Origin of the sequence: Pseudomonas marginalis, assembly GCF_024169655.1 — a bacterium.
Taxonomy (GTDB): domain Bacteria; phylum Pseudomonadota; class Gammaproteobacteria; order Pseudomonadales; family Pseudomonadaceae; genus Aquipseudomonas; species Aquipseudomonas paraveronii.
Window position 1 is genome coordinate 2401779 of sequence record NZ_JALJWV010000001.1, and the last position, 24240, is coordinate 2426018.

17 protein-coding genes and 3 pseudogenes are annotated in these 24240 nt (G+C 60.5%); 17 read left to right on the top strand and 3 right to left on the bottom strand.

Annotation, left to right across the window (positions count from 1 at the left end):
* Positions 1 to 130: 130 nt before the first annotated feature.
* From J2Y83_RS10880 to J2Y83_RS10925, 11 genes and pseudogenes are all read left to right on the top strand, one after another.
* Positions 131 to 4474 carry an RHS repeat-associated core domain-containing protein gene (locus J2Y83_RS10880; protein WP_253395107.1) on the top strand — a complete coding sequence of 1448 codons (4344 nt, stop codon included), beginning with the start codon at positions 131 to 133 and terminating at the stop codon, positions 4472 to 4474.
* Positions 4459 to 5133 (top strand): hypothetical protein, encoded by a 675-nt coding sequence (locus J2Y83_RS10885; RefSeq protein WP_132849943.1) that lies wholly within the window; start codon positions 4459 to 4461, stop codon positions 5131 to 5133. Before J2Y83_RS10880 ends, J2Y83_RS10885 begins: the two co-directional genes overlap by 16 nt.
* Positions 5134 to 5139: 6 nt before the next feature.
* Positions 5140 to 5498, top strand: a pseudogene (locus tag J2Y83_RS10890) (RHS repeat-associated core domain-containing protein); the annotation flags it as partial.
* Between the two features lie 77 nt (positions 5499 to 5575).
* Entirely contained in the window at positions 5576 to 6139 is a 564-nt protein-coding gene (locus J2Y83_RS10895) for a hypothetical protein (RefSeq protein WP_253395109.1), read from the top strand.
* A 128-nt stretch (positions 6140 to 6267) separates the two neighbouring features.
* Positions 6268 to 6366, top strand: a pseudogene (locus tag J2Y83_RS29850) (hypothetical protein); the annotation flags it as partial.
* A gap of 135 nt (positions 6367 to 6501) precedes the next feature.
* Positions 6502 to 7877, top strand: a protein-coding gene (locus J2Y83_RS10900; protein WP_253395110.1) for an IS3 family transposase whose coding sequence is annotated in 2 segments (ribosomal slippage) — positions 6502 to 7002 and positions 7005 to 7877 — 1374 coding nt in all. Because the reading frame shifts where the segments join, the coding sequence is not laid out codon by codon here.
* Between the two features lie 89 nt (positions 7878 to 7966).
* Positions 7967 to 9913, top strand: a complete 1947-nt coding sequence (locus tag J2Y83_RS10905; RefSeq protein ID WP_253395112.1) for a type VI secretion system Vgr family protein — start codon at positions 7967 to 7969, stop codon at positions 9911 to 9913.
* Positions 9914 to 9928: 15 nt separating this feature from the next.
* The gene (locus J2Y83_RS10910) at positions 9929 to 10363 is read left to right on the top strand and encodes a DcrB-related protein (protein ID WP_253395114.1); all 435 of its coding nucleotides are present in this window, start codon (positions 9929 to 9931) and stop codon (positions 10361 to 10363) included.
* A 140-nt stretch (positions 10364 to 10503) separates the two neighbouring features.
* Positions 10504 to 10944 (top strand): c-type cytochrome, encoded by a 441-nt coding sequence (locus tag J2Y83_RS10915; RefSeq protein WP_017849342.1) that lies wholly within the window; start codon positions 10504 to 10506, stop codon positions 10942 to 10944.
* A 3-nt stretch (positions 10945 to 10947) separates the two neighbouring features.
* Positions 10948 to 12369: a cbb3-type cytochrome c oxidase subunit I gene (locus tag J2Y83_RS10920; RefSeq protein ID WP_253395116.1), complete on the top strand. Its 1422-nt coding sequence runs from the start codon at positions 10948 to 10950 to the stop codon at positions 12367 to 12369.
* 65 nt (positions 12370 to 12434) lie between these two features.
* Positions 12435 to 14276 carry a nitric oxide reductase activation protein NorD gene (locus J2Y83_RS10925; protein ID WP_253395118.1) on the top strand — a complete coding sequence of 614 codons (1842 nt, stop codon included), beginning with the start codon at positions 12435 to 12437 and terminating at the stop codon, positions 14274 to 14276.
* Here the strand turns inward: J2Y83_RS10925 and J2Y83_RS10930 are convergent.
* The 3 genes from J2Y83_RS10930 to J2Y83_RS10940 all read right to left on the bottom strand — a co-directional run bounded on the left by J2Y83_RS10930 (position 14270) and on the right by J2Y83_RS10940 (position 15873).
* Positions 14270 to 14461, bottom strand: a complete 192-nt coding sequence (locus J2Y83_RS10930; RefSeq protein WP_017849339.1) for a hypothetical protein — start codon at positions 14459 to 14461, stop codon at positions 14270 to 14272. The two genes, J2Y83_RS10925 and J2Y83_RS10930, sit on opposite strands and share 7 nt — an antisense overlap.
* The gene (locus tag J2Y83_RS10935; protein WP_253395121.1) at positions 14458 to 15141 is read right to left on the bottom strand and encodes a Crp/Fnr family transcriptional regulator; all 684 of its coding nucleotides are present in this window, start codon (positions 15139 to 15141) and stop codon (positions 14458 to 14460) included. Before J2Y83_RS10935 ends, J2Y83_RS10930 begins: the two co-directional genes overlap by 4 nt.
* A gap of 132 nt (positions 15142 to 15273) precedes the next feature.
* The gene (locus tag J2Y83_RS10940; RefSeq protein ID WP_373423815.1) at positions 15274 to 15873 is read right to left on the bottom strand and encodes a hemerythrin domain-containing protein; all 600 of its coding nucleotides are present in this window, start codon (positions 15871 to 15873) and stop codon (positions 15274 to 15276) included.
* 64 nt (positions 15874 to 15937) lie between these two features.
* Between J2Y83_RS10940 and J2Y83_RS10945 the strand changes: the two are divergent.
* From J2Y83_RS10945 to J2Y83_RS10970, 6 genes and pseudogenes are all read left to right on the top strand, one after another.
* A pseudogene (locus tag J2Y83_RS10945) lies at positions 15938 to 16903 on the top strand (sigma 54-interacting transcriptional regulator); the annotation flags it as partial.
* 134 nt (positions 16904 to 17037) lie between these two features.
* Complete coding sequence (nosR, locus tag J2Y83_RS10950; RefSeq protein WP_253395124.1) at positions 17038 to 19170, top strand: transcriptional regulator NosR; 2133 nt, start codon at positions 17038 to 17040, stop codon at positions 19168 to 19170.
* A gap of 11 nt (positions 19171 to 19181) precedes the next feature.
* Positions 19182 to 21083: a TAT-dependent nitrous-oxide reductase gene (nosZ, locus tag J2Y83_RS10955; RefSeq protein ID WP_253395126.1), complete on the top strand. Its 1902-nt coding sequence runs from the start codon at positions 19182 to 19184 to the stop codon at positions 21081 to 21083.
* 141 nt (positions 21084 to 21224) lie between these two features.
* Positions 21225 to 22490, top strand: a complete 1266-nt coding sequence (locus tag J2Y83_RS10960) for a nitrous oxide reductase family maturation protein NosD (protein ID WP_373423814.1) — start codon at positions 21225 to 21227, stop codon at positions 22488 to 22490.
* Positions 22490 to 23413: an ABC transporter ATP-binding protein gene (locus J2Y83_RS10965; protein WP_253400377.1), complete on the top strand. Its 924-nt coding sequence runs from the start codon at positions 22490 to 22492 to the stop codon at positions 23411 to 23413. Before J2Y83_RS10960 ends, J2Y83_RS10965 begins: the two co-directional genes overlap by 1 nt.
* Entirely contained in the window at positions 23410 to 24240 is an 831-nt protein-coding gene (locus J2Y83_RS10970; protein ID WP_253395128.1) for an ABC transporter permease, read from the top strand. Before J2Y83_RS10965 ends, J2Y83_RS10970 begins: the two co-directional genes overlap by 4 nt.

Genomic DNA, 24240 nt, shown 5'->3' on the forward strand with positions numbered 1-24240 from the left:
TGTCTGCATCGCAGGCACCTCCGCTCCGCCTGTTTTGGGAAAAGTCTTACGCCCCTCTGGGAAAGTCTCACCTGAGCAACACGTTAGTCGCGTGATTTGATTCCGGCCTTTTCAGGCAGGGATTGCGGGCATGACTGACGCGTTTTGGGCCGCCCGCGAGGGCGACGCGCTGCTGCACACCTCAATGATGGCCGATGTCCTCGGCGGTGTGCTGGAAGTCGCCGCCTATGCCGCCATCACGTCCGTGGGCTGCCTGGCCGCTGGCGCGTTGATCGCTGCAGCGACCGGCGTGACCATCGCCACTGGCGGCGTTGGCTGCGTCGCCCTGGGGCTGGCGGTCGGCGCGGTGGTGGGGGTCACCGCCGGGCTCTCGGGGGCTGACGTGAAGATCTCCAGTTGGTGCGAAACCGCCGCCAACTGGGTTTTTCCGCCGGTGATCGAGGCCTTTATCACCAGTGGCTCAGACGACGTTTTCATCAATGGCAAACCGGCCGCCCGGGCCGCCGGAAAGATGATGGCGGTGCCGGTCGCGCGCAGTGAGCCCCCGGCCCCCAGTTTTCTGGACATGGCACAGGGATTTTTCTCACAACTGTGGCGCCCGACGGTCGCCACACCCGCTGCCGGTACCGTGCCGTGTGCGCTGGACACGGTCGCCTGCAGCAAGCACCCACCCATGCCCGAGCAATTCATTGCCGAGGGTTCCAGTTCGGTCTTCATCAACGGGCAACCGGCCGCCCGCAGCGGTGACCGCAGCACGTGTGGCGCCAAGATCGGCAGCGTCGAAGGGCTGATTTCTGCCGATGTGCGTATCGGCGGCGACCCCGTCGTGGTGCGCGAAATTCGCAGTGGCAAGACACCGGGCGTCGGTTTGGCGATTGCCGCGCTGCTCGCCCTACGCGGCAATGTGCGGGGCTTTAGGAGCGCATTGCCATGCCTGGTCGGCGGCGCGCTGGCGGGCGGGGCGGTGGCGTATGGAACCGGCAAGCTCACCTCGGCACTCAACAGTGCGGTCAACGGCTCGCCCAACCCGGTGCATAGCCCGACCGGCGCCAAAATCCTCGGCGCCGAAGAAGAACTGGACTTCGTCCTGCCAGGCCTGCTCCCCATCGACTGGCAGCGCTTCTACAGCAGCCTCGATCAACGCCACGACGGCCTTTTCGGCGCCGGCTGGAGCGTTGCCTATGAGGTCGCCGTCGAGATCGATCAAGATGACCACCTCACCTACATCGACGAACAGGGGCGCCGTATAGACATCGGCTACATCCCGTTGTCAGGCGGCGCCTTCAGCCCCGGCGAAGGCCTTGCGGTCAGGCGCAGCGCCGACGGCGCCATCCTGATCGAAAGTATCGACGGCCTGTATCGGCTCTTCGAGCCCGACCCTCTGAACTCCTTGCGGATGCGCCTGCATTTGCTGGGCGATCGTAACGAAGGGCGCATCTTTCTGGATTACGACGCGCAAGGGCGCCTGTGTCGCCTGCGCGACAGCCACGAGCTGATGCACGTCGACGTGAGCTACACCGCCGAGCATCCGCGGCGCGTGAGCCATATCGAGCGCCGTTACCTGCATCGGCAACATTTTGCTGGGCGCAGCGACGTGCTGGTCAGCTATCGCTACGACACCCACGGCAACCTGGCCGAAGTCCTCGACGCACAAGGCACGCGGCAACGACGTTTTGCTTACGACAGCGCGCGGCGCATGGTCGAACACCAACTGCCGAGCGGCTTGCGCTGCTTCTACCAATGGCGCGCAGTGTCTGGCCCGCAGGGTGAAGAATGGCGCGTCAGCCGGCATTGGACCGATGCCGGCGATGCATTCACCTTCGACTACGACCTGGATGCCGGTATCACGCGCGTCACCGATGGCCTGCAGCGGGTCAGCACGCGCTATTGGAACCCGCAGTACCAGATCACCCGCTACGTCGATAACCTGGGCCATGCCTGGCAATTCGAATGGAGCGAAGATCGCCAATTGCTCGGCGCGATTGACCCGCAAAACGGCCAGTGGCGCTTCAGTTACGACGACTCCGGCAACCTCAGCGCAGTGACCGATCCTCTGGCCAGGATCAGCAACACACAGTGGCTGGCGCATTGGGCATTGCCCGAAGTGGAAACCGACCCGGCGGGTAACCGTTGGCATTACCGCTACGACCGGCATGGCAACTGCATCGAAGAGATCGACCCGCTGGGCAACCGCACCCGCTACGTCTACGACGATTTCGGCCAGCCGGTGCAGATCATCGATGCCACCGACAAAATCCGGAAGCTGCACTGGAACGAGTGGAGCCAACTGATCGAAGAAGTGGATTGCTCGGGCTACGCCACCGGCTACCAGTACGATGCGTTCGGCAATGTGCTGGTGCACACCAATGCTGAAGGTGAGTCGGTGCGCTATCAGTACAACCGGCAAGGGTTGTTGCTGGAATGCCGACTTTCGGACGGGCGCCTTGAGCATTTCCAGCGCAACGCCAGTGGTTATCTGACGGGCTATGTCGACCCCGCTGGCAACACCTACCGCTATGCCTACGACCGGCGCGGCCAGGTCAAGCAACGCTGGGACGCGCACAACCGTTGCGTCACCTTCGACCACGACGCCTACGGGCGACTGCTGAAACTGACCAATGAAAACGGCGAAAGCTATCGCTTTGAGTGGGACGCGGCCGACCGCCTGGTGCACCAACAAGACCTCGACCACAGTCGGCGCTGCTATACCTATGACCCGCTGGATAACGTCGTCGCCGTCGCTTACCTGCCGGGAAGCGAAGGCGAGGCGGTAGACGCGCTGACACACCAGTTCCAACGCGACCCGCTCGGGCGCCTGGTCAGCAAAGTCACCGCCGACGGCACCACCGTTTATAAGCACGACCTGAACGACCAACTGGTCGCGGTCACCTTCACCGCCCTCGACGGGCGCGAGCAAGCACTTGGCTTTAGCTATGACGCGCTGGGGCAATTGCTCGAAGAACACAGCTCGGCGGGGTGTCTGCAACACCATTACGACGCATTGGGCAACCTGACTCAAACCCACTTGCCTGACGGACGCTGGCTCAATCGCCTGTACTACGGCAGCGGCCACCTGCATCAACTGAATCTCGACGGCCACGTCATCAGCGACTTCGAACGCGACCGCCTGCACCGCGAACTGCAACGCACCCAGGGTCAACTCAGAACAAATACCGACTATGACCGCAGTGGCCGGGTCCGCTCACGCCAGCGTCGCAGCATCGACCAACCGTGGCAGTTGCCGCCCCTGGTCGAAACCCACTACAGCTACGACCCCAGCGACAACCTGATCGGACGCCGCCGTACCGACTGCCAAGAGCACCTGACCTACGACAGTAGCGGACGTATCCTCGTCAGCCAACAGATAGGCCGGATCGAAACCTATGCCTACGATGCGGCGGCCAACCTGCTCGACGGGCCACAACAAAGCGGCCTGGTACGGCATAACCGGCTGCTGACGTATCAAGACAAGCGCTATACCTACGACGCTTTTGGGCGAATGGTTGAAAAGCGTAGCGCTGTGCGTGGTTTGCAGCGCTTTGCCTACGACGCCGAAAGCCGGTTGGTTGAAGTACGCAATGACAACGGCAGCGTGGTCAGGATGGCCTACGACCCGCTGGGCCGGCGCATTGAAAAAACTGAACACGACAGCGATGGCTACCCGCTGGGCGAAACCCGGTTCACCTGGGATGGCCTGCGGTTGTTGCAGGAGCATAAACACAGTCAGACCAGCCTTTATCTCTACGATGGCGACAGTTACGAGCCACTCGCCAGGGTCGACGGTAACGGTGAATACCAACGCGTGCGGTATTACCACAACGACCTGAACGGCTTGCCGGAGCAACTCACCGAGGCCGACGGCCATGATGTCTGGCGAGCGACTTATCGGGTGTGGGGCAATACGCGGGAGGAGGTGCGGGAACCTTACTTCATTGAAGAGCAGAATTTGCGGTTTCAGGGGCAGTATCTGGATCGGGAGACGGGGCTGCATTTTAATACGTTTAGGTTTTATGATCCGGATGTGGGTCGCTTTACAACAACCGACCCTATTGACTTGATGGGTGGGTTCAACCTTTATCAATACGCTCCTAATCCTTCGGGATGGATAGACCCATTGGGTTGGGCATGCTCCGCTGCACAGCGACGGCAGAATAAGGTCAATGGTTTAGCAGCGGAGAACCTGGTTTATCAGAGGCTCATGAAAAACCCTAATGTTACCGTGCTCGGTAGGCAGGTTTATGTAAGAACGCCAGGCGCAGGGCGGGGCCGCTACGTAGATATTTTAATAAGAAATAACAAAACACAAAAAATCATTTCTGTCGAAGTTAAATCAGGCCGTGCAATACGCTCTAAAGCCCAGCTTGCAAAAGATAAAGTCATCACTAATGGGCAGGGGGTATTTGGGCATTCCGGGAAAAAAGCAACAGGTGTTACTGTGAGTGAGGCTAGGGTGCCACTATGGAGGCTGCCGTAATGATTGGAAGTGTCGAGAATATGTTGAAATTACTGACCTCAGGTATAGCTGAGACGTTTGAAAACCATGGGTTCACGCAAAAAAAAGACCGTTTTTTTGAAAAAACCGACAATAAGGGTCGAATCAGGCGCTACTCAATGGGGCTTTCCAAGCAAAAAGGATGGTTTTCTCTCCACTTGACGCTGCAGCTTCTCGATCCGACACTGATGGTGCATGTGAATACAGTCCTTGAAAAGGCACTGAGAGATGACAAGTTCGAGTATCCGGAAAGTTGGTCAAAATCAATTATAGAGAAATCTATAAAAACTCGCACATCCAATCAGGTTGTCGCCGAACTGACCGATTGGCGGATACTGAAGGAATCCAGCGAATCACTTCAGCACTTCAATGAGAGGTTTTCGATATGGCTATATTCATTCGAAACTCCGGATGAAAAGCCGGGCTGGAAAGAGCAGTTACTGACCAGCGTTGAGTTAGCACTCAAGTGGTTTGATGAAGTAGATTCAAATGAATGGATTCGCTCCAATACCGTGTACCCTGCTCTATACTTACTCGCTACTGAGGGGCTCAAGCAGAGAGTTGAGGAGCACTACAAGGCGGCGTTAAAATCGCTTGAAGATCCGCATGAGGTCGAGCTTTTTTATCGATATTTAGTTTAAAGGTAACACAGGCACACCCAGACCAGCCTCAATATTTACGAAGACGAAGGCCATGTCCTCCTGGCTCGCATCGACGGTAGTGGGGCGCTGCAGAAAGTCCGCTACTACCCACCGATCTCAACGGGCTGCGTGAACAACTGACCGAGGTCGACGGCCACGACATCTGGCGGGCGACTTATCGAGTGTGGGGCAATACGTTGGAGGAAGTGCGTGAGCCATATTACATTGAAGAACAGAAATTGCGGTTTCAGGAGCAGTATCTGGATCGGGAGACGGGGCTGCATTTTAATATGTTTAGGTTTTATGATTCGGATGTGGGGAAGTTTACCACAATCGACCACATTGACTTGATGGGTGGGTTAAATTTTTCCGACAAAAGGAAAGGTGCATAATACAAATATGCTATTTTTGACTTCTTCACACAACACCAGGGGCTAAAGTAGTGACTCAGTTCTTAACCATTGCCTACAACTTAAGCGCTATAGATAATCACGCGTACTTTTTTGATGGAGCACCTGATAGTATTTTTTGCAAAACCTGTGGTTGCTGCATTGATCAAAGCTATCTGCCTAGAGAACTGAAAACACCAAACAAGGCTGATATTGGTGCAACTTATGATGGGCGCTTCATCGCGTCGCTACGTTTCAAGGAATACATCGAAAATTTAAAATTGAGTGTTGGATTTTCATTAGTCAATGAAAAAAATCAGCTGTTCATGATGCAGCCTCAAAAAATCATCAAATACAGTGCTCAACAGTTGGAAAACCTCTGTAGTACGTGTGGTCAATATTTTGACTGTGTGGTTCCCATCCCGAGTTTCTATCAAGAAACTGGAAAGCCTCTGGAATATGGAATGTTTTTCACAAGTATTGGCTTCGGTAGCGGGAAAGAAAAAAGCCCGGCCATTATTCTCGGCATCGAAACCGCACTTGAAATAAAGAGCGCAATAAAATCATTGAAATTAAGAGGCGCTGATATCAGTGAGGTTTTTATGCCTAATGACTAAGACTATCGCTCAGCGCTTATCGCCCAGGCGCGTAAGACGGGATAGGTCTATTTGTTATTTGGTCTGTTTATTTTCTGGCCACTTAAGCGAGTGCAAAAAGGCATAAATAAAACGGTCCTGAAGGGCATGAATTCCTCTCGCGCATGCTCGAAGGCAAGGCGCTGGCGGGTGTGCGGATCAGCAGCCGGGAAAACGAACTGCACTACGACTTCAGCGACACCGAATAACGACTGTTGGAATGCAATGCAAATGTGGGAGGGGGCTTGCCCCCGATGGCGGTGAATCAGTCACCACATGCATCAACTGAAACACTGAAGTGCGCCCCAAAAGTTGGACACTCATCCAACTCCTGGGGCTTTTTCATGAGCAAGTACACCGCGCAGTTCAAACTTTCCGCCATTACCGCCTTCCTAGAGCGAGGCCGTGGCTTTCGCCATATTGCAGCCCGATTTCAAATGGACCCCACTTTGCTTCGCCGCTGGGTGGAAGCTTACCGGCTGCACGGTGAGGCCAGTCTGAGTAGTTCCGGTGGACGTTATAGTGCTTTGTTCAAGTTCTCCGTTCTGCAACGCATGTGGCGTGATTCCCTCTCTTTTCGCCGCGCAGCGGCACTCTTCAATCTGGGTGACTCTACCCAAGTGGGCAGATGGCAGCAGCAGTATTACAGTGGCGGTATTGAAGCCCTGGCCTCAGGGGAAAAAGGATTGAATATCGCTATGTCCAAACCACCAGCTAAACCTCGAAAAACGGCTGCCCCACTCACCGACCAAGAGCGTGCTCACAAGGCTTTACTTGATGAACTCCAGTATTTGCGCATGGAGAACGCCTACCTAAAAAAGCTTGGGGAGTTAGGCGAGGCGGTAATGAGGCGCGAGAAAGAAGCGAAGAAAAAGCCCGATTAATCTCTGAGTTGAGGCAAAGCTTCCCTTTGGACCCTTTGCTCAAACTGGTTGGGCTCGCCCGCAGCACGTACTACTACCAACTCAAGGCGATGGACGGAGCAGACCGGTTCGTTTCGCTGAAAGCCTCTATCCAGAGCCTTCAAGACGAGCATAAGGGGCGCTTCGGCTATCGTCGTATGACTTTAGCTCTGCGCAGCAACGGACAGTTGATCAACAGTAAAACGGTGCGGCGACTGATGGGGGAGTTGAGTCTGAAATGTACGGTACGACCGAAGAAATACAGATCGTATCGAGGGCCGATGGGAAAAGTCTCGCCCAATACCCTGGCTCGTCAGTTCGAGGCTGAACAACCGAATCAGAAATGGGTAACGGATGTCACCGAGTTCAAAGTGGCTGGCGGAAAGCTGTATCTGTCTCCAGTTTTAGACTTGTACAACGGAGAAATCGTGGCTTATCAGACCGCCACACGCCCCCAATATGCGTTGGTGGGCGACATGCTGGAACAAGCTCTTGAGCGCTTGCCTGAGGGCGTCAAACCCATGCTGCACTCGGATCAGGGTTGGCACTATCGATACCCAAAGTACCGGGATCAACTAGAAAAAGCAGGGTTGGAACAGAGCATGTCACGCAGAGGAAACTGCTATGACAACGCCACAATGGAGAGCTTCTTTGGTACGTTGAAGTCAGAATTTTACTACAGGGAAAGCTTCGACAGCGTGGCTCAGTTGCAGGCTGGACTGGCTGAATACATCCATTACTACAACCATAAACGAATCAAAACGAAGCTTGGCGGACTGAGCCCTGTAGCGTACAGAGCCCGGTCCGCTGTAGCCTAACAATCACTGTCCAACTTTTGGGGCGCACTTCAACACTGCTATCGGGGGCAAGCCCCCTCCCACATTTGTTCAGCTATTAGGGTACTTCGATGCTATTCAACCAAACCTCACGCCTAACCAAAATCACCAGCCCCCTCGGGCCGGACGTGCTGCTGCTCAATCAAATGGGCGGCGGCGAAGAGTTGGGAAGGCTGTTCGCCTATGAGCTGCAACTGACCTCCCTGGACGCCAACATCGACCTCAACCAGTTGCTCGGCAAGCCGATGAGCGTCGGCCTGCAACTGGCGGACGGTGGCGAGCGGTATTTCCACGGGATCGTCGCGCAGTGCAGCCAGAGTATCGACCAGGGCCAGTTCGCCAGCTACCAGGTCACGCTGCGCCCGTGGCTGTGGCTGCTGAGCCGCACGTCGGACTGTCGGATTTTCCAGAACCAGAGCATCCCGCAGATCATCAAGCAGGTGTTCCGCGACCTGGGTTTTTCCGACTTCGAAGACGCCCTGAGCCGGCCGTACCGCGAGTGGGAATACTGCGTGCAGTACCGCGAAACCAGCTTCGATTTCGTCAGCCGCTTGATGGAACAGGAAGGCATCTACTACTTCTTCCGACACGAACAGGACCGTCACGTACTGGTGCTGGCCGATGCCTACGGCGCCCACGCCACGGTGCCGGGCTACGCGTCGGTTCCGTACTACCCCAAGGACGAGCAGCAACGCGAACGCGACCACCTGCACAACTGGCACCTGGCGCAGCAAGTGCAGCCGGGCTCGCTGGAGCTTAACGACTACGACTTCCAGCGCCCCAGCGCGAGCATCGACGTGCGCTCGGCCATGCCGCGCCCGCACACCGCCGGCGACTATCCGCTGTACGACTACCCCGGCACCTACGTGCAAAGCGCGGACGGCGAACACTACGCGCGCACCCGCATCGAAGCGCTGCAAACCCTGCATGAACAAATCGAATTCAGCGGCAACGCCCGCGGCCTCGGTTCCGGCCACCTGTTCAGCCTCACCGGCTTCAGTCGCCAGGACCAGAACCGCGAATACCTGATCGTCGGCATCCGCTACAACATCCATCAGGAAAGCCTGGAAAGCGGCGGCGGCTCAAACTCTGCGCAGTACGAAAGCAGCCTCACCTGCATCGATGCCCAACAAAACTTCCGCCCGCTGGCCAACACTCACCGGCCCATCGTCAAAGGCCCGCAGACCGCGCTGGTGGTCGGCCCCAAAGGCGAAGAAATCTGGACCGACCAATACGGCCGCGTAAAGGTGCATTTCCACTGGGACCGCCACGACCAATCCAACGAAAACAGCTCGTGCTGGATACGCGTGTCGCAATCCTGGGCCGGCAAGAACTGGGGCTCGATGCAGATCCCACGGATCGGCCAGGAGGTGATTGTGAGCTTTCTGGAAGGCGACCCCGACCGGCCGATCATTACCGGGCGGGTGTACAACGCGGAGCAGACGGTGCCCTACGATTTGCCGGAGAACGCGACCCAGAGCGGCATGAAAAGTCGTTCGAGCAAGGGCGGCACGCCGGCCAACTTCAATGAAATCCGCATGGAGGACAAGAAGGGGTTGGAGCAAGTGTATATCCATGCCGAGCGGAATCAGGACGTCGTCGTCGAAGTGGACGAAAGCCACTCGGTGGGGCATGACCGCAACAAGCGCATCGGGCACAACGAGACGGTGACGATTGGCGCTAATCGCCTGCGCGTAGTACGCAACAACGACACCCTGCTGGTGGGCGGCGCCAAATCCGACAGCGCCGCCACGCGCTATACCGTCGAAGCTGGAGACAGTATTCGCCTGGTGTGTGGTGACAGTGTGATTGAGCTCACGGCAGACGGAGCCATCAACCTGACCTGTGGCTCGTTCAATCTGTTTTCCTCCGGCAGCAGCAAGATCCAGACACAAGGCAAACTGGATATCAACCAGGGCAGTGACAAGGGCACATCACCCGGTCAGCAGGGTGTGCGAGCCACTATCCATAACGCCGTCGAATCAACATTTGCGGACAAGCCGGGCGCCGGCCAATAACGAGATACTTACACCATGAACTACTTGATCAATGAAGCCCAATTCACCTTGCCCGATGCAGCCGTACAGGATGCCTCGATCAATATCCTCAAGTTCGCCCACCTGGGCACCACGCTGGTCGTCAGCCGTAGCCCGCTGGCGGACGGCGAAACGTTGCGAAGTAACTTCGAAGCGCAGCTCAAGACGCTCGAACAGCAGGAGACGTACCTTCGTTACTCGCCAGTGCAAGCCATAAAGGTGGGGACCGCACAGGATGTCGATGCCTATGAAGTGCAGAACAGTTTCAACAAAGGCAGCGACAGCTTTTACCAGTACCAGTTGGCGCTGCAACTACCGGGCACACGCCGCCTGATCGCGTTGAGTTACGTCAAGACCCAACCCCTCGGGCCAGCCGAAGCGGCTCACTGGGCAACGCTCAAGAGCACGCTTAACTGCTTCGCTGCGCCCTGAATCAAACGGAGCCAAACCAACCGCTACTCAATCCCCCAAGAATACCCGACCACCCCGATCAACAATTCTTGATCGCCATCAAGCGGTTTTCACCCCCCACCTTCCTATCATGGCCACCGCCAAGCCATGAGGAAGCGACCATGTCAGAGACCTTCACCAAGGGCATGGCCAGGAACATCTATTTCGGAGGAAGCGTGTTCTTCTTCCTGATTTTCCTGGCCTTGACCTACCACACCGAACAAACCTTTCCCGCCCGCAGCAACGTCGACCAGCTCACTGAATCGGTGATCCGCGGCAAGAGCGTCTGGGAGCGTAATAACTGCGTCGGTTGCCACACCCTGTTGGGCGAGGGCGCGTACTTTGCGCCGGAGCTGGGCAATGTGTTCAAGCGTCGTGGGGGTGACGAAGGGTTCAAGCCGTTCCTGCACGCCTGGATGAAAATGCAGCCCCTTGGGGTGCCGGGGCGTCGGGCCATGCCGCAATTCAACCTCAGCGACCAGGAGGTGGACGACATGGCCGAGTTCCTCAAATGGAGCTCGAAGATCGATACCAATAACTGGCCACCGAACAAGGAGGGCTGAGCCATGCGCAGCGCCAATCCCTATCTGAAATTCCAATCCCAGGCCGTGGCCAAACCCTACTTTGTGTTTGCCTTGATCCTGTTCGTCGGCCAGGTGCTGTTTGGCCTGATCATGGGCCTGCAATACGTGGTGGGCGACTTTCTGTTCCCGTTGATCCCCTTCAACGTGGCGCGGATGGTCCATACCAACCTGTTGATCGTCTGGCTGTTGTTCGGCTTTATGGGCGCCGCCTATTACCTGATACCCGAGGAGGCCGACCGCGAGCTGCACAGCCCCAAACTGGCGATCGTGCTGTTCTGGGTGTTTGCCGTGGCCGGGGTGTTGACCATCCTCGGTTACCTGCTGGTGCCGTATGCGGCGCTGGCCAAGCTGACCCATAACGAACTGTTGCCGACCATGGGTCGCGAGTTCCTCGAGCAACCGACCATTACCAAAATGGGCATCGTGGTGGTGTGCCTGGGCTTTCTCTACAACATCGGCATGACCCTGCTCAAGGGCCGCAAAACCACGGTCAGCATGGTGATGATGACCGGCCTGATCGGCCTCGCGGTGTTCTTCCTGTTCTCCTTCTACAACCCCGGCAACCTCGCACGGGACAAGTTCTACTGGTGGTGGGTGGTGCATCTTTGGGTCGAAGGCGTGTGGGAACTGATCATGGGCTCGATGCTGGCATTCGTGCTGATCAAGGTCACCGGCGTCGACCGTGAAGTGGTGGAGAAATGGCTGTACGTGATCATCGCCATGGCCTTGATCACCGGGATCATCGGCACCGGGCACCACTTCTTCTGGATCGGCGCACCCGAGGTGTGGCTGTGGGTCGGCTCGATCTTCTCGGCCCTGGAGCCGCTGCCGTTCCTGGCGATGGTGATGTTCGCCTTCACCATGGTCAAACGTCGGCGGCGCCAGCACCCGAACCGCGCGGCCACCTTGTGGGCCAAGGGCACCACGGTGACGGCGTTCTTCGGCGCCGGGGTCTGGGGCTTCCTGCACACCCTGGCACCGGTCAACTTCTACACCCACGGCACCCAGCTCACGGCGGCCCACGGCCACCTGGCGTTCTTCGGGGCCTACGCGATGATCGTGATGACCCTGATCAGCTACGCCATGCCACGCTTGCGCGGCCTCGGCGAAGCACCCGATGCGCGTTCGCAGACCATTGAAATCTGGGGCTTTTGGCTGATGGTGCTGTCGATGGTGATGATCACCCTGTTCCTCACCGCCGCCGGCGTGGTGCAGGTGTGGTTGCAGCGCTGGCCGGTGGACGGTGTGGCCTTGCCGTTCATGGCCACGGTCGAGCATTTGACTGTCTTGTTCTGGGCGCGGTTGGCCAGTGGCGTGGTGTTCCTGCTGGGGCTGCTCTGCTACCTGTACAGCTTCCGCCAACGCCAAGCCGTCGCCGGTGCGCCGGCACCGATTGTGTATTGATCGTCAATCCCTAAGAGGGCGGCCCGGCTGGTACAGCGGGCCGTTTTACGTTTGGAGCACACGTCATGGCCTTTACCCTGGAATTGGAAGAGTGGGTCGGCAGCGTCTGGCACCGCTTTATCACCCGCCGTGCCAATGTGGATTTCCCCGAGGCGCAGGTCGTGCTGACGGATCATCAGCGCAGCCTGGCCCTGTTGTTTCGCGCCCTGGGCGGCGCCGGCGGGATGGCGCTGGAGGCGGCCTGCGAGCGCGACCTGTTGCTGCGCCGCAACCTGTTGATGCGTATCGCCGGCACCTGCAAGCAAGCCCCCCTGGCGTCCTGCGACGGCAACCGCTTGCGCTTGCCGGCACGCCTGGCGGTGTTTCCCGACGCGGCGCTGAATCACGAGTTGTACCGCTGGCTGGCGCTGCTCGCGGCCCACGCCGGGCCGATGAGCCATTGGGCGCGTGACAACCAACGCTGGACCTGGCTGCTGTTGCAGCGCTACCCGGCGATGCTGCCGCGCTACCAACGCCTGGTGGAGGCGCACCTGCAACTGCGCCCCGACCCCGCCAGCCTCAAACCCGACGAAGCCGCGCTGGAACGGGCCTTGCGCAAGGCCCTGCGCGAACCCGGCAGCGTGCGTCACCTGCCGCGCAGTGCGCGAGCCGCCTGGCCGTTGCCGTTATGGCTGTACCCGGCGCTGCAGTTGGACACCGCGCAAAATACCGACCTGGAAGAGGAGGGCGACGACCTCTCAGCCCCACCCGGCGAGCAACTAGGCGGGCCCAAGCGCGCCACCCGTATCGACGACGCGAGCCGCGATGGCGGCCTGTTGGTGGTGCGCCTGGAAAACCTGTTCAGTTGGAGCGAACACGTCGACCTCGATCGCTGGTCCGACGATAGCCAGGACCCGGACGCCGCCCGCGTCGCCGAAGACCTCGACCAGTTGAGCCTGTCGCGCCAGCGCGTGCGCAAGAGCGGCGGGCTCAAGCTGCACCTGGATCTGCCGCCCGCCGATGTCGACGACATCCCCTTGGGTGAGGGCATCAAGTTGCCCGAGTGGGACTACCGGCGGCAGTGCTTGCAGGCAGGCTTCGTCAACCTGCAATTGATGCAGCCGCGTTGCGACGCGCCGCAACCCTTGCCCGCGCGGTTGCAGGCCCAGGCCCAGCGCCTGCGTCGGCAATTCCAGAGCTTGCGCACCGACCGCCAATGGCAGCGCCAGCAGCCTCAAGGGTCAGAGGTGGACCTGCAAGCCTGGCTGGATTTTCATGTGCAGCGCCAGCAGGGCGCCTGCGCCGAGCGCGGTCTGTTTCTTGAGCAGCGCCACACCCACCGCGACCTGGCGTGCCTGTTGCTGGCCGATCTGTCGATGTCTACCGATGCCCATGTCAACGATGAGCAAAAGGTCATCGATGTGATACGCGACAGCCTGCTGCTGTTCGGCGAAAGCCTGGCCGGGGCCGGGGATCGCTTTGCGTTGTATGGGTTTTCTTCGCTGCGTCGGCACCAGGTGCGCTTGCAGGTGCTCAAAACCTTCCAGCAAGCCTATGACGACCGCACGCGTGGCGCGATCCAGGGCCTCAAACCGGGTTACTACACGCGCATGGGCGCGGCCATCCGCCAGGCCACCCAGTTGCTGGGCGCCTGCCCGCAGCGGCGCAAGTTGCTGTTGTTGATCACCGACGGCAAGCCCAATGACCTGGACCTGTATGAGGGCCGTTACGGCGTGGAGGACACGCGCCAGGCGGTGGTCGAAGCGCGGCGCCAGGGCTTGATTCCGTTCTGCATCACCATCGACAAACAGGCCGGCGACTATCTGCCGTACATGTTCGGCGCCCATGGTTTCACCCTGATCCATCGCCCCGAACAATTACCGCAACGCCTGCCGCAGCTGTATCGGCAGTTGACCGAGACTCAGTAAAAGTCCCTGGGCAACCAGAAGAACATCACCACGCAGAACAGCGTCAGGCCCAGGCAGAACCACTGGAAACGCTTCAGTCGGCGCGCCTGGGTGCTGGCGTGGGCCTCGGGCAGCGGTGTGGCGCAGCGCTCGCACAGGTCGCGCTCCACGGCGTTGCCGTGCTGGCAGACCAGGCAGGTTTTCACTCGAATTGCTCCAGGCGCGGGCGGTCGAGAATCGCGATTTGCCGGCCGTCCTGGGTGATGATTTTCTCGTCGATCAAGCGCCGGATAATCCGCGAAAAGGTCTCCGGCTGGATCGACAGGTGCCCGGCAATCAATTGCTTGGCCATCGGCAGCTCGAAGCTGCAGTTGGTGCTTTGCAGGCGCACCAGTTGCGTGAGCAGGTAGCGCACCACGCGGTGGGTGGCGTTTTTCAGCGACAGGGTTTCGATCTCGTTGACCCGCTGGTGCAGGCGCACGCACAACGTGCCGAGCAGGGCGAAGGTCAGGCGGCTGTTGCTCTGCAGCAAACGCATGTAGGTGGCGTTGGACAGCCGGTACAACTGCGTGGGGCACACCGCTTCGGCGCACGCCACGTAGTTGGGCGTATCCATCAGCATCATGGCTTCGGCGAAGGTCTGCCGTTCGCCGATCACCTCGAACACCTTCTCCTGGCCGTCCGGGGTGAGGCGGTAGATTTTCACTGCGCCGGCGATCACGAAGTAGAACGCGTCGGCCGGTTCGCCCTGGCGAAACAGCGGTTCGCCTTTGTCGACACTGAGCAATTGGCTGCTGCTCATCAGTTCGTTCAGTTGCGCCTCGTCCAGGGGCTCGAACAAGTGGTGGCTGCGCAGGATTTGGTGATGAACACGATGGAGCACCATCTTGACCTCGGGGGATAACGGGAAGGGATGCCCGAGGATAATCCTGTTGGCGTCGGCCGTACTTGATCCGCGACAAGGGCAGCGCACAGGCAACGCTGCACGATCGTCGCAGTGATCGGTTGTGAAAGTGCGCTATGCGCGGGCCGGGACGAGGCCGGGCGCGGCTTTGGCGAACAGTATGTCGTTCTCCAGGTGGATGTGTTCGCGCAGGTCGGCATGAAAGGCGCTCAGCTCGCGGTACAGGCTGCGCCAGGTATTACAGGCCTCGGCCGGCGGGGTGATCTGGTTCGTCAAGCTCAACAGTTGTTCCAGCGCCTCGGCGTGCTGGTCGTGCTCATGGCGCATCACCTGGATCGGCATCGCCGCCTGCGGCCCCATGCCCATTTGCAGCATCGGGAACAGCACCTGTTCTTCCTTGAGCATATGGTTTTCCAACTCCTGTTGCATATCGCGCAGCAGGTCGGCCAGGCCGGTGGGGCATTGCAGGTGCTGAGCGTGGACCTGTTCGACGCGGCTCGCCATGCGCACCAGTTCCGGCAACTGCTCGCGATGACGTGCGTGGTAGCGCGCCAGCAGATGGTCGATCAAGTGGTCCTGGGGTTGGGTGTTCCAGTCGCTCACGGTCATCGGGCTTTCCTCATCGGCAGTACGGATATGAACCGGTGATTGCAGGTCGCGTGCCAACTTCAACTTATTGAAAAGTAACGCTATATCCCGGAGTAAGGTAATCATGACCACAGGTTGTCAGGGTGCTGTGAACCCCAGGAGGGTCGAAATGACCGCGCCGCCCGACGGCATTCTCGGCCAAAGCGCGGTGTTGCTGCAGTTGCTCGACGAGCTGGCGCTGCTGGCCGAAACGCAGTTGCCGGTGTTGTTGCTCGGCGAAACCGGGGTCGGCAAAGAGCTGTTCGCACGGCGCCTGCATCGCCTGTCGCGCCGCGGCAACAAGCCTTTGGTGCAGGTCAACTGCGCGGCGCTGCCGGAGGCGTTGGCCGAAAGCGAGCTGTTCGGTCACGTCAAGGGTGCTTTCTCCGGCGCCACCCACGACCGCGCCGGGCGGTTCGATGCGGCCAACGGCGGCACCTTGTTCCTCGATGAGGTCGGCGAGTTGCCCTTGAGCGTCCAGGCCAAGCTGCTGCGCACCCTGGAGAATGGCGAGATCCAACGCCTGGGCGCCGATCGGCCATTGCATGTGGACGTGCGCATCATCGCCGCGACCAATCGCCACCTGCCGGACAGCGTGCGCGACGGCCTGTTTCGCGCCGACCTGTATCACCGGCTGTCGGTGTACCCGGTGCCGATCCCGGCGTTGCGCGAGCGTGGCGAGGACGTGTTGTTGCTGGCGCGGCATTTCGTCGAACTCAACCGTGAGCGCCTGGGCTTGCGTGACCTGCAGCTATCGCCAGCGGCGCAACGGGCGCTGCTCGATTACCCCTGGCCGGGCAATGTGCGCGAGCTGGAGCACGTGATCAGTCGCGCCGCGTTGAAACAGCTCAGCCGTGCTGAACCGCGCAGTCCGGTGATCTGCCTGGAGCCGCACGCCCTGGGCCTGGATGCGGCCGTCGTCGCGGTTGAATGCGCCTTGCCCGCGTCATCGATTGAGGCCTTCCAACCCTTGGCGGTGGCGGTGGATGAGTGCCAGCGCTGGAACATTCGCCACGCCCTGGAACACTGCGCCGGCAATTGGGCGAGTGCCGCGCGCTTGCTTGGCGTGGACGCCAGCAACCTGCACAAACTGGCGCGGCGCCTGAAGCTCAAGTGAGGGGTGCGACAACGCGCCAGCCGTGCGTATTCGTCGCACCGCCTACTGGCCGGACTTGATTCTGGTCAAGGGCCACCCGCCATCATCGCCCCTACCATCCGTCCCATCTTCAGCCCGACGCCTCAAGGGACTCCATGACTCGCTCCGCGCGCTTGACACGCCACTGGCTGACTGTGCTGGTGGTGTTGCTCATCACCAGCTTCACCGCCCAGGCCCGGTCTTACGGCGACATCGAACAGCAGCGTATCGAACGCACCTTTCCCGCCCAGGATGCGGTCTCCGCACCGGACGGCCCGTTCAAGGTGCGCACCATTTCGAGCGCCGGCAAGCCCATCGGTTACGTGTTCCAGAGCCTGGATGTGGTGGCGATCCCGGCGTATTCAGGCAAGCCGATCAACACCCAGGTGATCCTCGACAGCGCCGGGGTGATCCGCGATGCCTACGTGCTGGAACACCACGAGCCGATCCTGTTGATCGGTATTCCCGAGATCAAACTGCACGAATTCACCGCGCACTATTCCGGCGTCGATGTACGCCAGCGCGTGGTGGTCGGACGTTCCAGCGACCCGAAGGCCGTAACGGTGGATGCGATTGCCGGTGCGACCGTGACCGCGATGGTGGTCAATGAAGTGGTGATGCGGGCGGCCCATGACGTGGCGGTGTGGCTCAAGCTGATCGACGGCAAGGCCGCTACCGCGCAGAAAGTCGCGCTGATCCGCACCGATCGGTTTGACCCCGCCACCTGGGCGCAATTGACCGGCAATGGCGCGATCCGCCGCCTGCTTTTGACCCGTGGCCAAGTCGACGCGGCCTTCAAGGACACCGCCGCCGAAGGCGCCGAGGCGGCGGACGAAACGTTCATTGAGCTTTATATGGCCGACATCAACCCGCCGAGCATCGGCCGCAATCTGTTGGGCGAAGAACACTACCGCAGCTTGATGCAGGGGCTCAAACCCGGCGAACAGGCCATCGCCGTGTTCGGCCGCGGGCTGTTTTCATTCAAGGGCTCGGGTTATGTGCGCGGCGGGATTTTCGACCGGGTGCAGTTGCGCCAGTTCGGCAACGTGATCAGCTTCCGTGACCTCGACCACCAACGCATCGACGACGTCTACGCCGAGGGCATACCGGCCTTCGACGAGATGTCGGTATTCATCGTGCGTCCGCAGGCCGGCTTCGACCCAGGTTCGGCCTGGACCCTGGAGTTGTTGGTGCGGCGCCAGACCGGTCCGGTCAGCGGCACGTTCAGCAGCTTCGAACTGCCTTACCAGATGCCCGAACAGTACCTGGAACGGCCGCTGCCCACCGCCGCCGAACAAGCCGCGCTGGATGAGGCCAGCCGCCCGCTGTGGTTGAGCATCTGGTACCAGAAGCAGGTCCAGGTCATGGTGCTCGGCGTCGCGCTGCTGCTGCTCACTGCGATCCTGTTCCTGCAGGACAGCCTGGCCCGGCGCCCGCGTCTGCTGCACTGGCTGCGCCGGGGTTATCTGGTGTTTACCGTAGGGTTCATCGGCTGGTATGCGCTGGGGCAGTTGTCGGTGGTCAATGTGCTGACCTTCGTGCATGCGCTGGTCCAGGACTTCCGCTGGGAGCTGTTCCTCACCGACCCGCTGATCTTTATGCTCTGGGTCTTCACCGCCGCCAGCATCCTGCTCTGGGGGCGTGGGGTGTTCTGCGGCTGGCTGTGCCCGTTCGGGGCCTTGCAGGAACTGCTCAACGAAGCCGCGCGCCGCCTGAAGATCCGCCAGTTCGAATTGCCTTTCGCGGTGCATGAACGGCTGTGGGCGATCAAGTACCTGATCCTGCTGGTGCTGTTCGGCCTCTCGCTGGAATCGATGGCCACCGCCGAACGCTTTGCCGAAGTGGAACCGTTCAAGACCGCCATCACGCTCAAGTTCGACCGCCAGTGGTGGTTCGTGCTCTACGCCGTGGCGTTGCTGGTGATCAACCTGTTCACCCGCAAAGTCTACTGCCGCTACCTCTGTCCCCTCGGCGCTGCCCTGGCGATTCCGAGCAAGTTCCGCCTGTTCGACTGGCTCAAACGTCGCCAGGAATGCGGCAACCCATGCCAACTGTGCGCCAAGGAATGCGAGATCCAGGCGATCCACCCGGACGGCCATATCAACGCCAACGAATGCCACTACTGCCTCGACTGCCAGATGACCTGGCACAACGAAAACAAGTGCCCGCCGCTGATCAACAAACGCAAGAAGCGCAACAAGGCGGCGCCCGAACAGATTCCCGTAGTGCAGATAAATCCCAACACTTGAAGGAGCAACCCATGAACGATACAGACGATAAACATGACGGCCTGACCCGGCGCAGTTTCCTCGGCACCGGTGCGGTGACCGGCGCTGTGCTGGCGGGTGCGTCGGCCCTCGGCGGCGCGGTGTTTACCCGTGAATCCTTCGCGGCGGCGGCCAAGGACGCCAAATCGAAAATCCATGTAGAACCCGGCCAGCTCGACGATTACTACGGCTTCTGGAGCGGCGGCCACCAGGGCGAAGTGCGGGTGCTGGGCATCCCGTCGATGCGCGAGCTGATGCGCATCCCGGTGTTCAACGTCGACTCGGCCACCGGCTGGGGCCTGACCAACGAGAGCAAGCGCATCCTCGGCGACGGTGCCAAGTACCGCAACGGCGATTGCCACCACCCGCACTTGTCCACCACCGATGGCCGCTACGACGGCAAGTACCTGTTTATCAATGACAAGGCCAACAGCCGGGTGGCGCGCATCCGCCTGGACATCATGAAGTGCGACAAAATCCTCACCGTACCGAACGTCCAGGCCATCCACGGCCTGCGCCTGCAAAAGGTGCCCTACACCAAGTACGTGTTCTGCAACGCCGAGTTCATCATCCCGCACCCCAATGACGGCCACAGCTTTGACCTGCAGGATCGCAACGCCTTCACCATGTTCAATGCCATCGACGCCGAGAAAATGGAAATGGCGTTCCAGGTGATCGTCGACGGCAACCTCGACAACGCTGACATGGACTACACCGGCAAGTACGCGGCGGCCACCTGCTACAACTCGGAAAAGGCCACCGACCTGGCCGGCATGATGCGCAACGAGCGCGACTGGGTGGTGGTGTTCAACATCCCGCGCATCGAAGCAGCGATCAAGGCCGGTAAGTTCATCAGTGTGGACGGCGTCAAGGTGCCGGTGGTGGACGGGCGCAAATCCGAGGACGGCAAGGACAGCGAGTTCACCCGCTACATTCCGGTGCCGAAGAACCCCCACGGCTGCAACACCTCGCCGGATGGCAAGTACTTCATCGCCAACGGCAAGCTGTCGCCGACCTGCACCATCATCGCCATCGACAAACTCGACGACCTGTTCAGCGGCAAGATCCCTGACCCGCGCGGCGTGGTGGTCGGTGAGCCGGAACTGGGCCTGGGCCCGCTGCACACCACCTACGACGGGCGCGGCTTTGCCTACACCACGCTGTTCATCGACAGCCAGGTGGTCAAGTGGAACATCGCCGAGGCCATTCGCGCCTATGGCGGCGAGAAGGTCAACTACATCAAGCAGAAGCTCGATGTGCAGTACCAGCCGGGTCACAACCATGCGTCGTTGACCGAAACCCGCGACGCCGACGGCCAGTGGCTGATGGTGCTGAGCAAGTTCTCCAAGGACCGCTTCCTGCCCACCGGCCCGCTGCACCCGGAGAACGACCAGTTGATCGACATCTCCGGCGATGAAATGAAACTGGTCCACGATGGCCCGGCCTTCGCCGAGCCCCATGACTGTGTGATGGCGCGCCGCGACCAGATCAAGACCAAGAAAATCTGGGAGCGCAACGATCCGTTCTTCGCCGAGACGGTAGCCATCGCCAAGAAGGACGGGATCAACCTGGAAACCGACAGCAAGGTGATCCGCGACGGCAACAAGGTGCGCGTGTACATGACCTCCATGGCCCCGGCTTACGGGCTCACGGAGTTCACCGTCAAACAGGGCGATGAAGTCACCGTGACCATCACCAACATTGACATGATCGAAGACGTGACCCACGGCTTTGTCATGGTCAACCACGGCGTGAGCATGGAGATCAGCCCGCAGCAGACCTCGTCGATCACGTTCATTGCCGACAAACCGGGGCTGCATTGGTACTACTGCAGCTGGTTCTGCCATGCCCTGCACATGGAAATGGTCGGGCGGATGAAGGTCGAGCGCGCCTGACACAAGGACACAGCAGGACAAAGGTGGGAGGGGGCTTGCCCCCGATGGCGGTGAATCAGCCAAGGATGCATCAACTGATACACCCTCATCGGGAGCAAGCTCCCTCCCACATTTAGCCGCATTCAGTTTAAGGACATCACTGTGGCTCGATCACTCATCACCTTGATAGGGCTCGCACTGCTCTCGTTCGGGGTGAACGCTGGCGTGCGCCCCATCACCGACTTGCCCCTGCAAGCCGACGGCCCCAACCACTGGCGCCTGCCTGCCGGCGAATACCGGGGCTCGTTCCGCATCGACCAACCGCTGCAATTGACCTGCGCCCCCGGCGCCATCTTCCAGGCCGAAGGGCAGGGCAACGGCCTGCTGATCAGCGCGCCAGATGTCAGTGTCCAAGGCTGCACGTTCCTCGATTGGGGCGACGACCTCACGGCCATGAACGCCGCTGTGTTCATCCAACCCCAGGCCCGCGGTACACAACTGCTGGGCAACCGCCTGCAAGGCCAGGGCTTTGGCATCTGGGTCGACGGCACCCAGGACGTAAGCCTGATCGGCAACCGCATCCAGGGCGATACCTCGGTACGCTCCCAGGACCGTGGCAACGGCATTCACCTGTACGCCGTACACGGTGCCCGCGTCATCGATAACCAGGTGCGTGACACCCGCGACGGCATCTACATCGACACCTCCAACGGCAACCTGCTGCAAGGCAACACCCTGGAAGACCTGCGCTACGGCATTCACTACATGTTCGCCAACGACAACCAGGTCCTGGGCAACACCACGCGCCGCACCCGCACCGGCTATGCGTTGATGCAAAGCCGCAAGCTGACGGTGATCGGCAATCGTTCCGAGCAGGACCAGAATTACGGCATCCTGATGAACTACATCACCTATTCGACTTTGCAGGACAACGTCGTCACCGATGTGCGCGACGGCTCCACCGGCGACACCATGATCGCCGGCGGCGAAGGCAAGGCGCTGTTCATCTACAACTCGCTGTTCAACCGCATCGAACACAACCGCTTCGCGCGCAGCGCGGTGGGCATTCATCTGACCGCCGGCTCCGAAGACAACCGCATCGCCGGCAACGCCTTCATCGACAACCAGCGTCAGGTCAAATACGTCGCCAGCCGCTTGCAGGAATGGTCGGCGGACGGCCGGGGCAACTACTGGAGCGACTACCTCGGCTGGGACCGCAACGGCGATGGCCTGGGCGATGTGGCTTACGAGCCGAACGACAACGTCGACCGCCTGCTGTGGATGTACCCCCAGGTGCGGCTGTTGATGAACAGCCCCGGCATTGAGTTGCTGCGCTGGGTGCAACGTGCGTTTCCGGTGATGAAGTCGCCGGGAGTGATGGACAGCCACCCGCTGATGCAAGCCCCCACGCATAAGGAACCTGCATGATGAATGTCGTCGAGATCGAAGGCGTCAGCCAGCGCTACGGGCGTGCCACGGTGCTGCACGACCTGAACCTGAGCCTGGCCCCCGGGGAAGTGCTGGGGTTGTTCGGGCACAATGGCGCGGGCAAGACCACCGCGATGAAACTGGTCCTTGGCTTGCTGCGCGCCAGCGCCGGCGAGGTGCGGGTGTTTGGCCGTGCGCCGAGTGATCCCCACGTGCGCCGCTGGCTCGGTTACCTGCCGGAAAACGTCACGTTCTACGCGCAGTTGAGCGGCGTCGAAACCCTGCGCCACTTTGCCCGGCTCAAGGGCGCGCCGATGCATCAGGTCGACAGCCTGCTGGACGACGTCGGCCTGACAGCGGCGGCGGGTCGGCGGGTCAAGACCTATTCCAAGGGCATGCGCCAGCGCCTCGGGCTGGCCCAGGCCTTGCTCGGCGAGCCACGCCTGTTGCTGCTCGACGAACCCACAGTGGGCCTCGACCCGTTCGCCACCCAGGACCTGTATCGCCTGCTCGACCGCCTGCGTGCGGCCGGCACCAGTACCATCCTGTGTTCCCATGTGCTGCCGGGCGTCGAGGCGCACATCAACCGCGCGGCGATCCTCACCCAGGGCCGCCTGCTGGCCTTGGGCAGCCTGGCGCAGTTGCGCGCCGAGGCCGGCTTGCCGACGCTGATCCGCACCAGCGGCTTGCAGCGCGTCGAGCTGCTGCAACAACGCTGGAACGCCGCCGGCCATGTGACCCGGCGCTGGGGCGTCGAAGGGCTGCAAGTGGCGGCGCACAACGGCAGCAAGGTGCAACTGCTGCGCCAACTGCTGGCCGAAGACAGCCCCAGCGACGTGGAAATTCTGCCGCCGTCCCTTGAAGACATCTACCGGCATTACATGGACAGCGCGATGGTCACGGCACAGGAGGCGGCCTTATGAACCCGATCTGGAACATGGCGCGCAAAGAGTTCTGCGACGGCCTGCGCAACCGTTGGCTGTTGGCGATCAGCCTGTTGTTTGCGGTCCTGGCCATCGGCATCGCCTGGCTCGGCGCCGCGGCTGCCGGGCAACTGGGCTTCACCTCGATCCCGGCGACCATCGCCAGCCTGGCCAGCCTGGCGACGTTTTTGATGCCGCTGATCGCGCTGTTGCTGGCCTATGACGCGATCGTCGGCGAAGACGAGAGCGGCACCTTGTTGTTGCTGCTCACCTACCCCTTGGGGCGCGGGCAGATCCTGCTCGGCAAGTTCGTCGGCCATGGGCTGATCCTTGCGCTGGCCACGGTACTCGGCTTCGGCTGCGCGATGCTCGCTATTGCGCTGCTGGTCGACGACGTGGATTTCGCCATGCTGCTCTGGGCCTTCGGCCGGTTCATGCTGACCTCGGCCTTGTTGGGGTGGTGCTTTCTCGGGATGGCCTATGGCTTGAGCAGCCTGTGCGCAGAAAAATCCACCGCCGCCGGGCTGGCGCTGGGCGTGTGGTTCTACTTCGTGCTGGTTTTCGACCTGGCGCTGCTGGCCTTGCTGGTGCTCAGCAAAGGCCAGTTCAACCCGCAGGGGCTGCCCTGGTTGCTGCTGCTCAACCCCACCGATGTGTATCGGCTGATCAACCTTTCCGGTTTCGGCACGGGCACCCAGTCCGTGGGGGTCATGGCCCTGGGGTCGGACCTCGACGTGCCGCCGCTGGCCCTATGGGCGTGCCTGCTGGCATGGGTGGCCGTGCCGCTGGCGCTGGCCTACGGGCTGTTCCGGCGCCGCGCGGCGTGA

Excerpts from the sequence above, each read along its gene's own strand:
- J2Y83_RS10910 (WP_253395114.1), top strand. The coding sequence starts at position 9,929 with ATGAACTACTTGATCAATGAAGCCCAATTCACCTTGCCCGATGCAGCC.
- J2Y83_RS10880 (WP_253395107.1), top strand. The coding sequence starts at position 131 with ATGACTGACGCGTTTTGGGCCGCCCGCGAGGGCGACGCGCTGCTGCAC.
- J2Y83_RS10935 (WP_253395121.1), bottom strand. The coding sequence starts at position 15,141 with ATGGTGCTCCATCGTGTTCATCACCAAATCCTGCGCAGCCACCACTTG.
- J2Y83_RS10915 (WP_017849342.1), top strand. The coding sequence starts at position 10,504 with ATGTCAGAGACCTTCACCAAGGGCATGGCCAGGAACATCTATTTCGGA.
- nosZ (WP_253395126.1), top strand. The coding sequence starts at position 19,182 with ATGAACGATACAGACGATAAACATGACGGCCTGACCCGGCGCAGTTTC.
- J2Y83_RS10925 (WP_253395118.1), top strand. The coding sequence starts at position 12,435 with ATGGCCTTTACCCTGGAATTGGAAGAGTGGGTCGGCAGCGTCTGGCAC.
- J2Y83_RS10970 (WP_253395128.1), top strand. The coding sequence starts at position 23,410 with ATGAACCCGATCTGGAACATGGCGCGCAAAGAGTTCTGCGACGGCCTG.
- J2Y83_RS10965 (WP_253400377.1), top strand. The coding sequence starts at position 22,490 with ATGAATGTCGTCGAGATCGAAGGCGTCAGCCAGCGCTACGGGCGTGCC.
- J2Y83_RS10885 (WP_132849943.1), top strand. The coding sequence starts at position 4,459 with ATGGAGGCTGCCGTAATGATTGGAAGTGTCGAGAATATGTTGAAATTA.
- J2Y83_RS10920 (WP_253395116.1), top strand. The coding sequence starts at position 10,948 with ATGCGCAGCGCCAATCCCTATCTGAAATTCCAATCCCAGGCCGTGGCC.
- J2Y83_RS10940 (WP_373423815.1), bottom strand. The coding sequence starts at position 15,873 with ATGATTACCTTACTCCGGGATATAGCGTTACTTTTCAATAAGTTGAAG.
- J2Y83_RS10905 (WP_253395112.1), top strand. The coding sequence starts at position 7,967 with ATGCTATTCAACCAAACCTCACGCCTAACCAAAATCACCAGCCCCCTC.
- nosR (WP_253395124.1), top strand. The coding sequence starts at position 17,038 with ATGACTCGCTCCGCGCGCTTGACACGCCACTGGCTGACTGTGCTGGTG.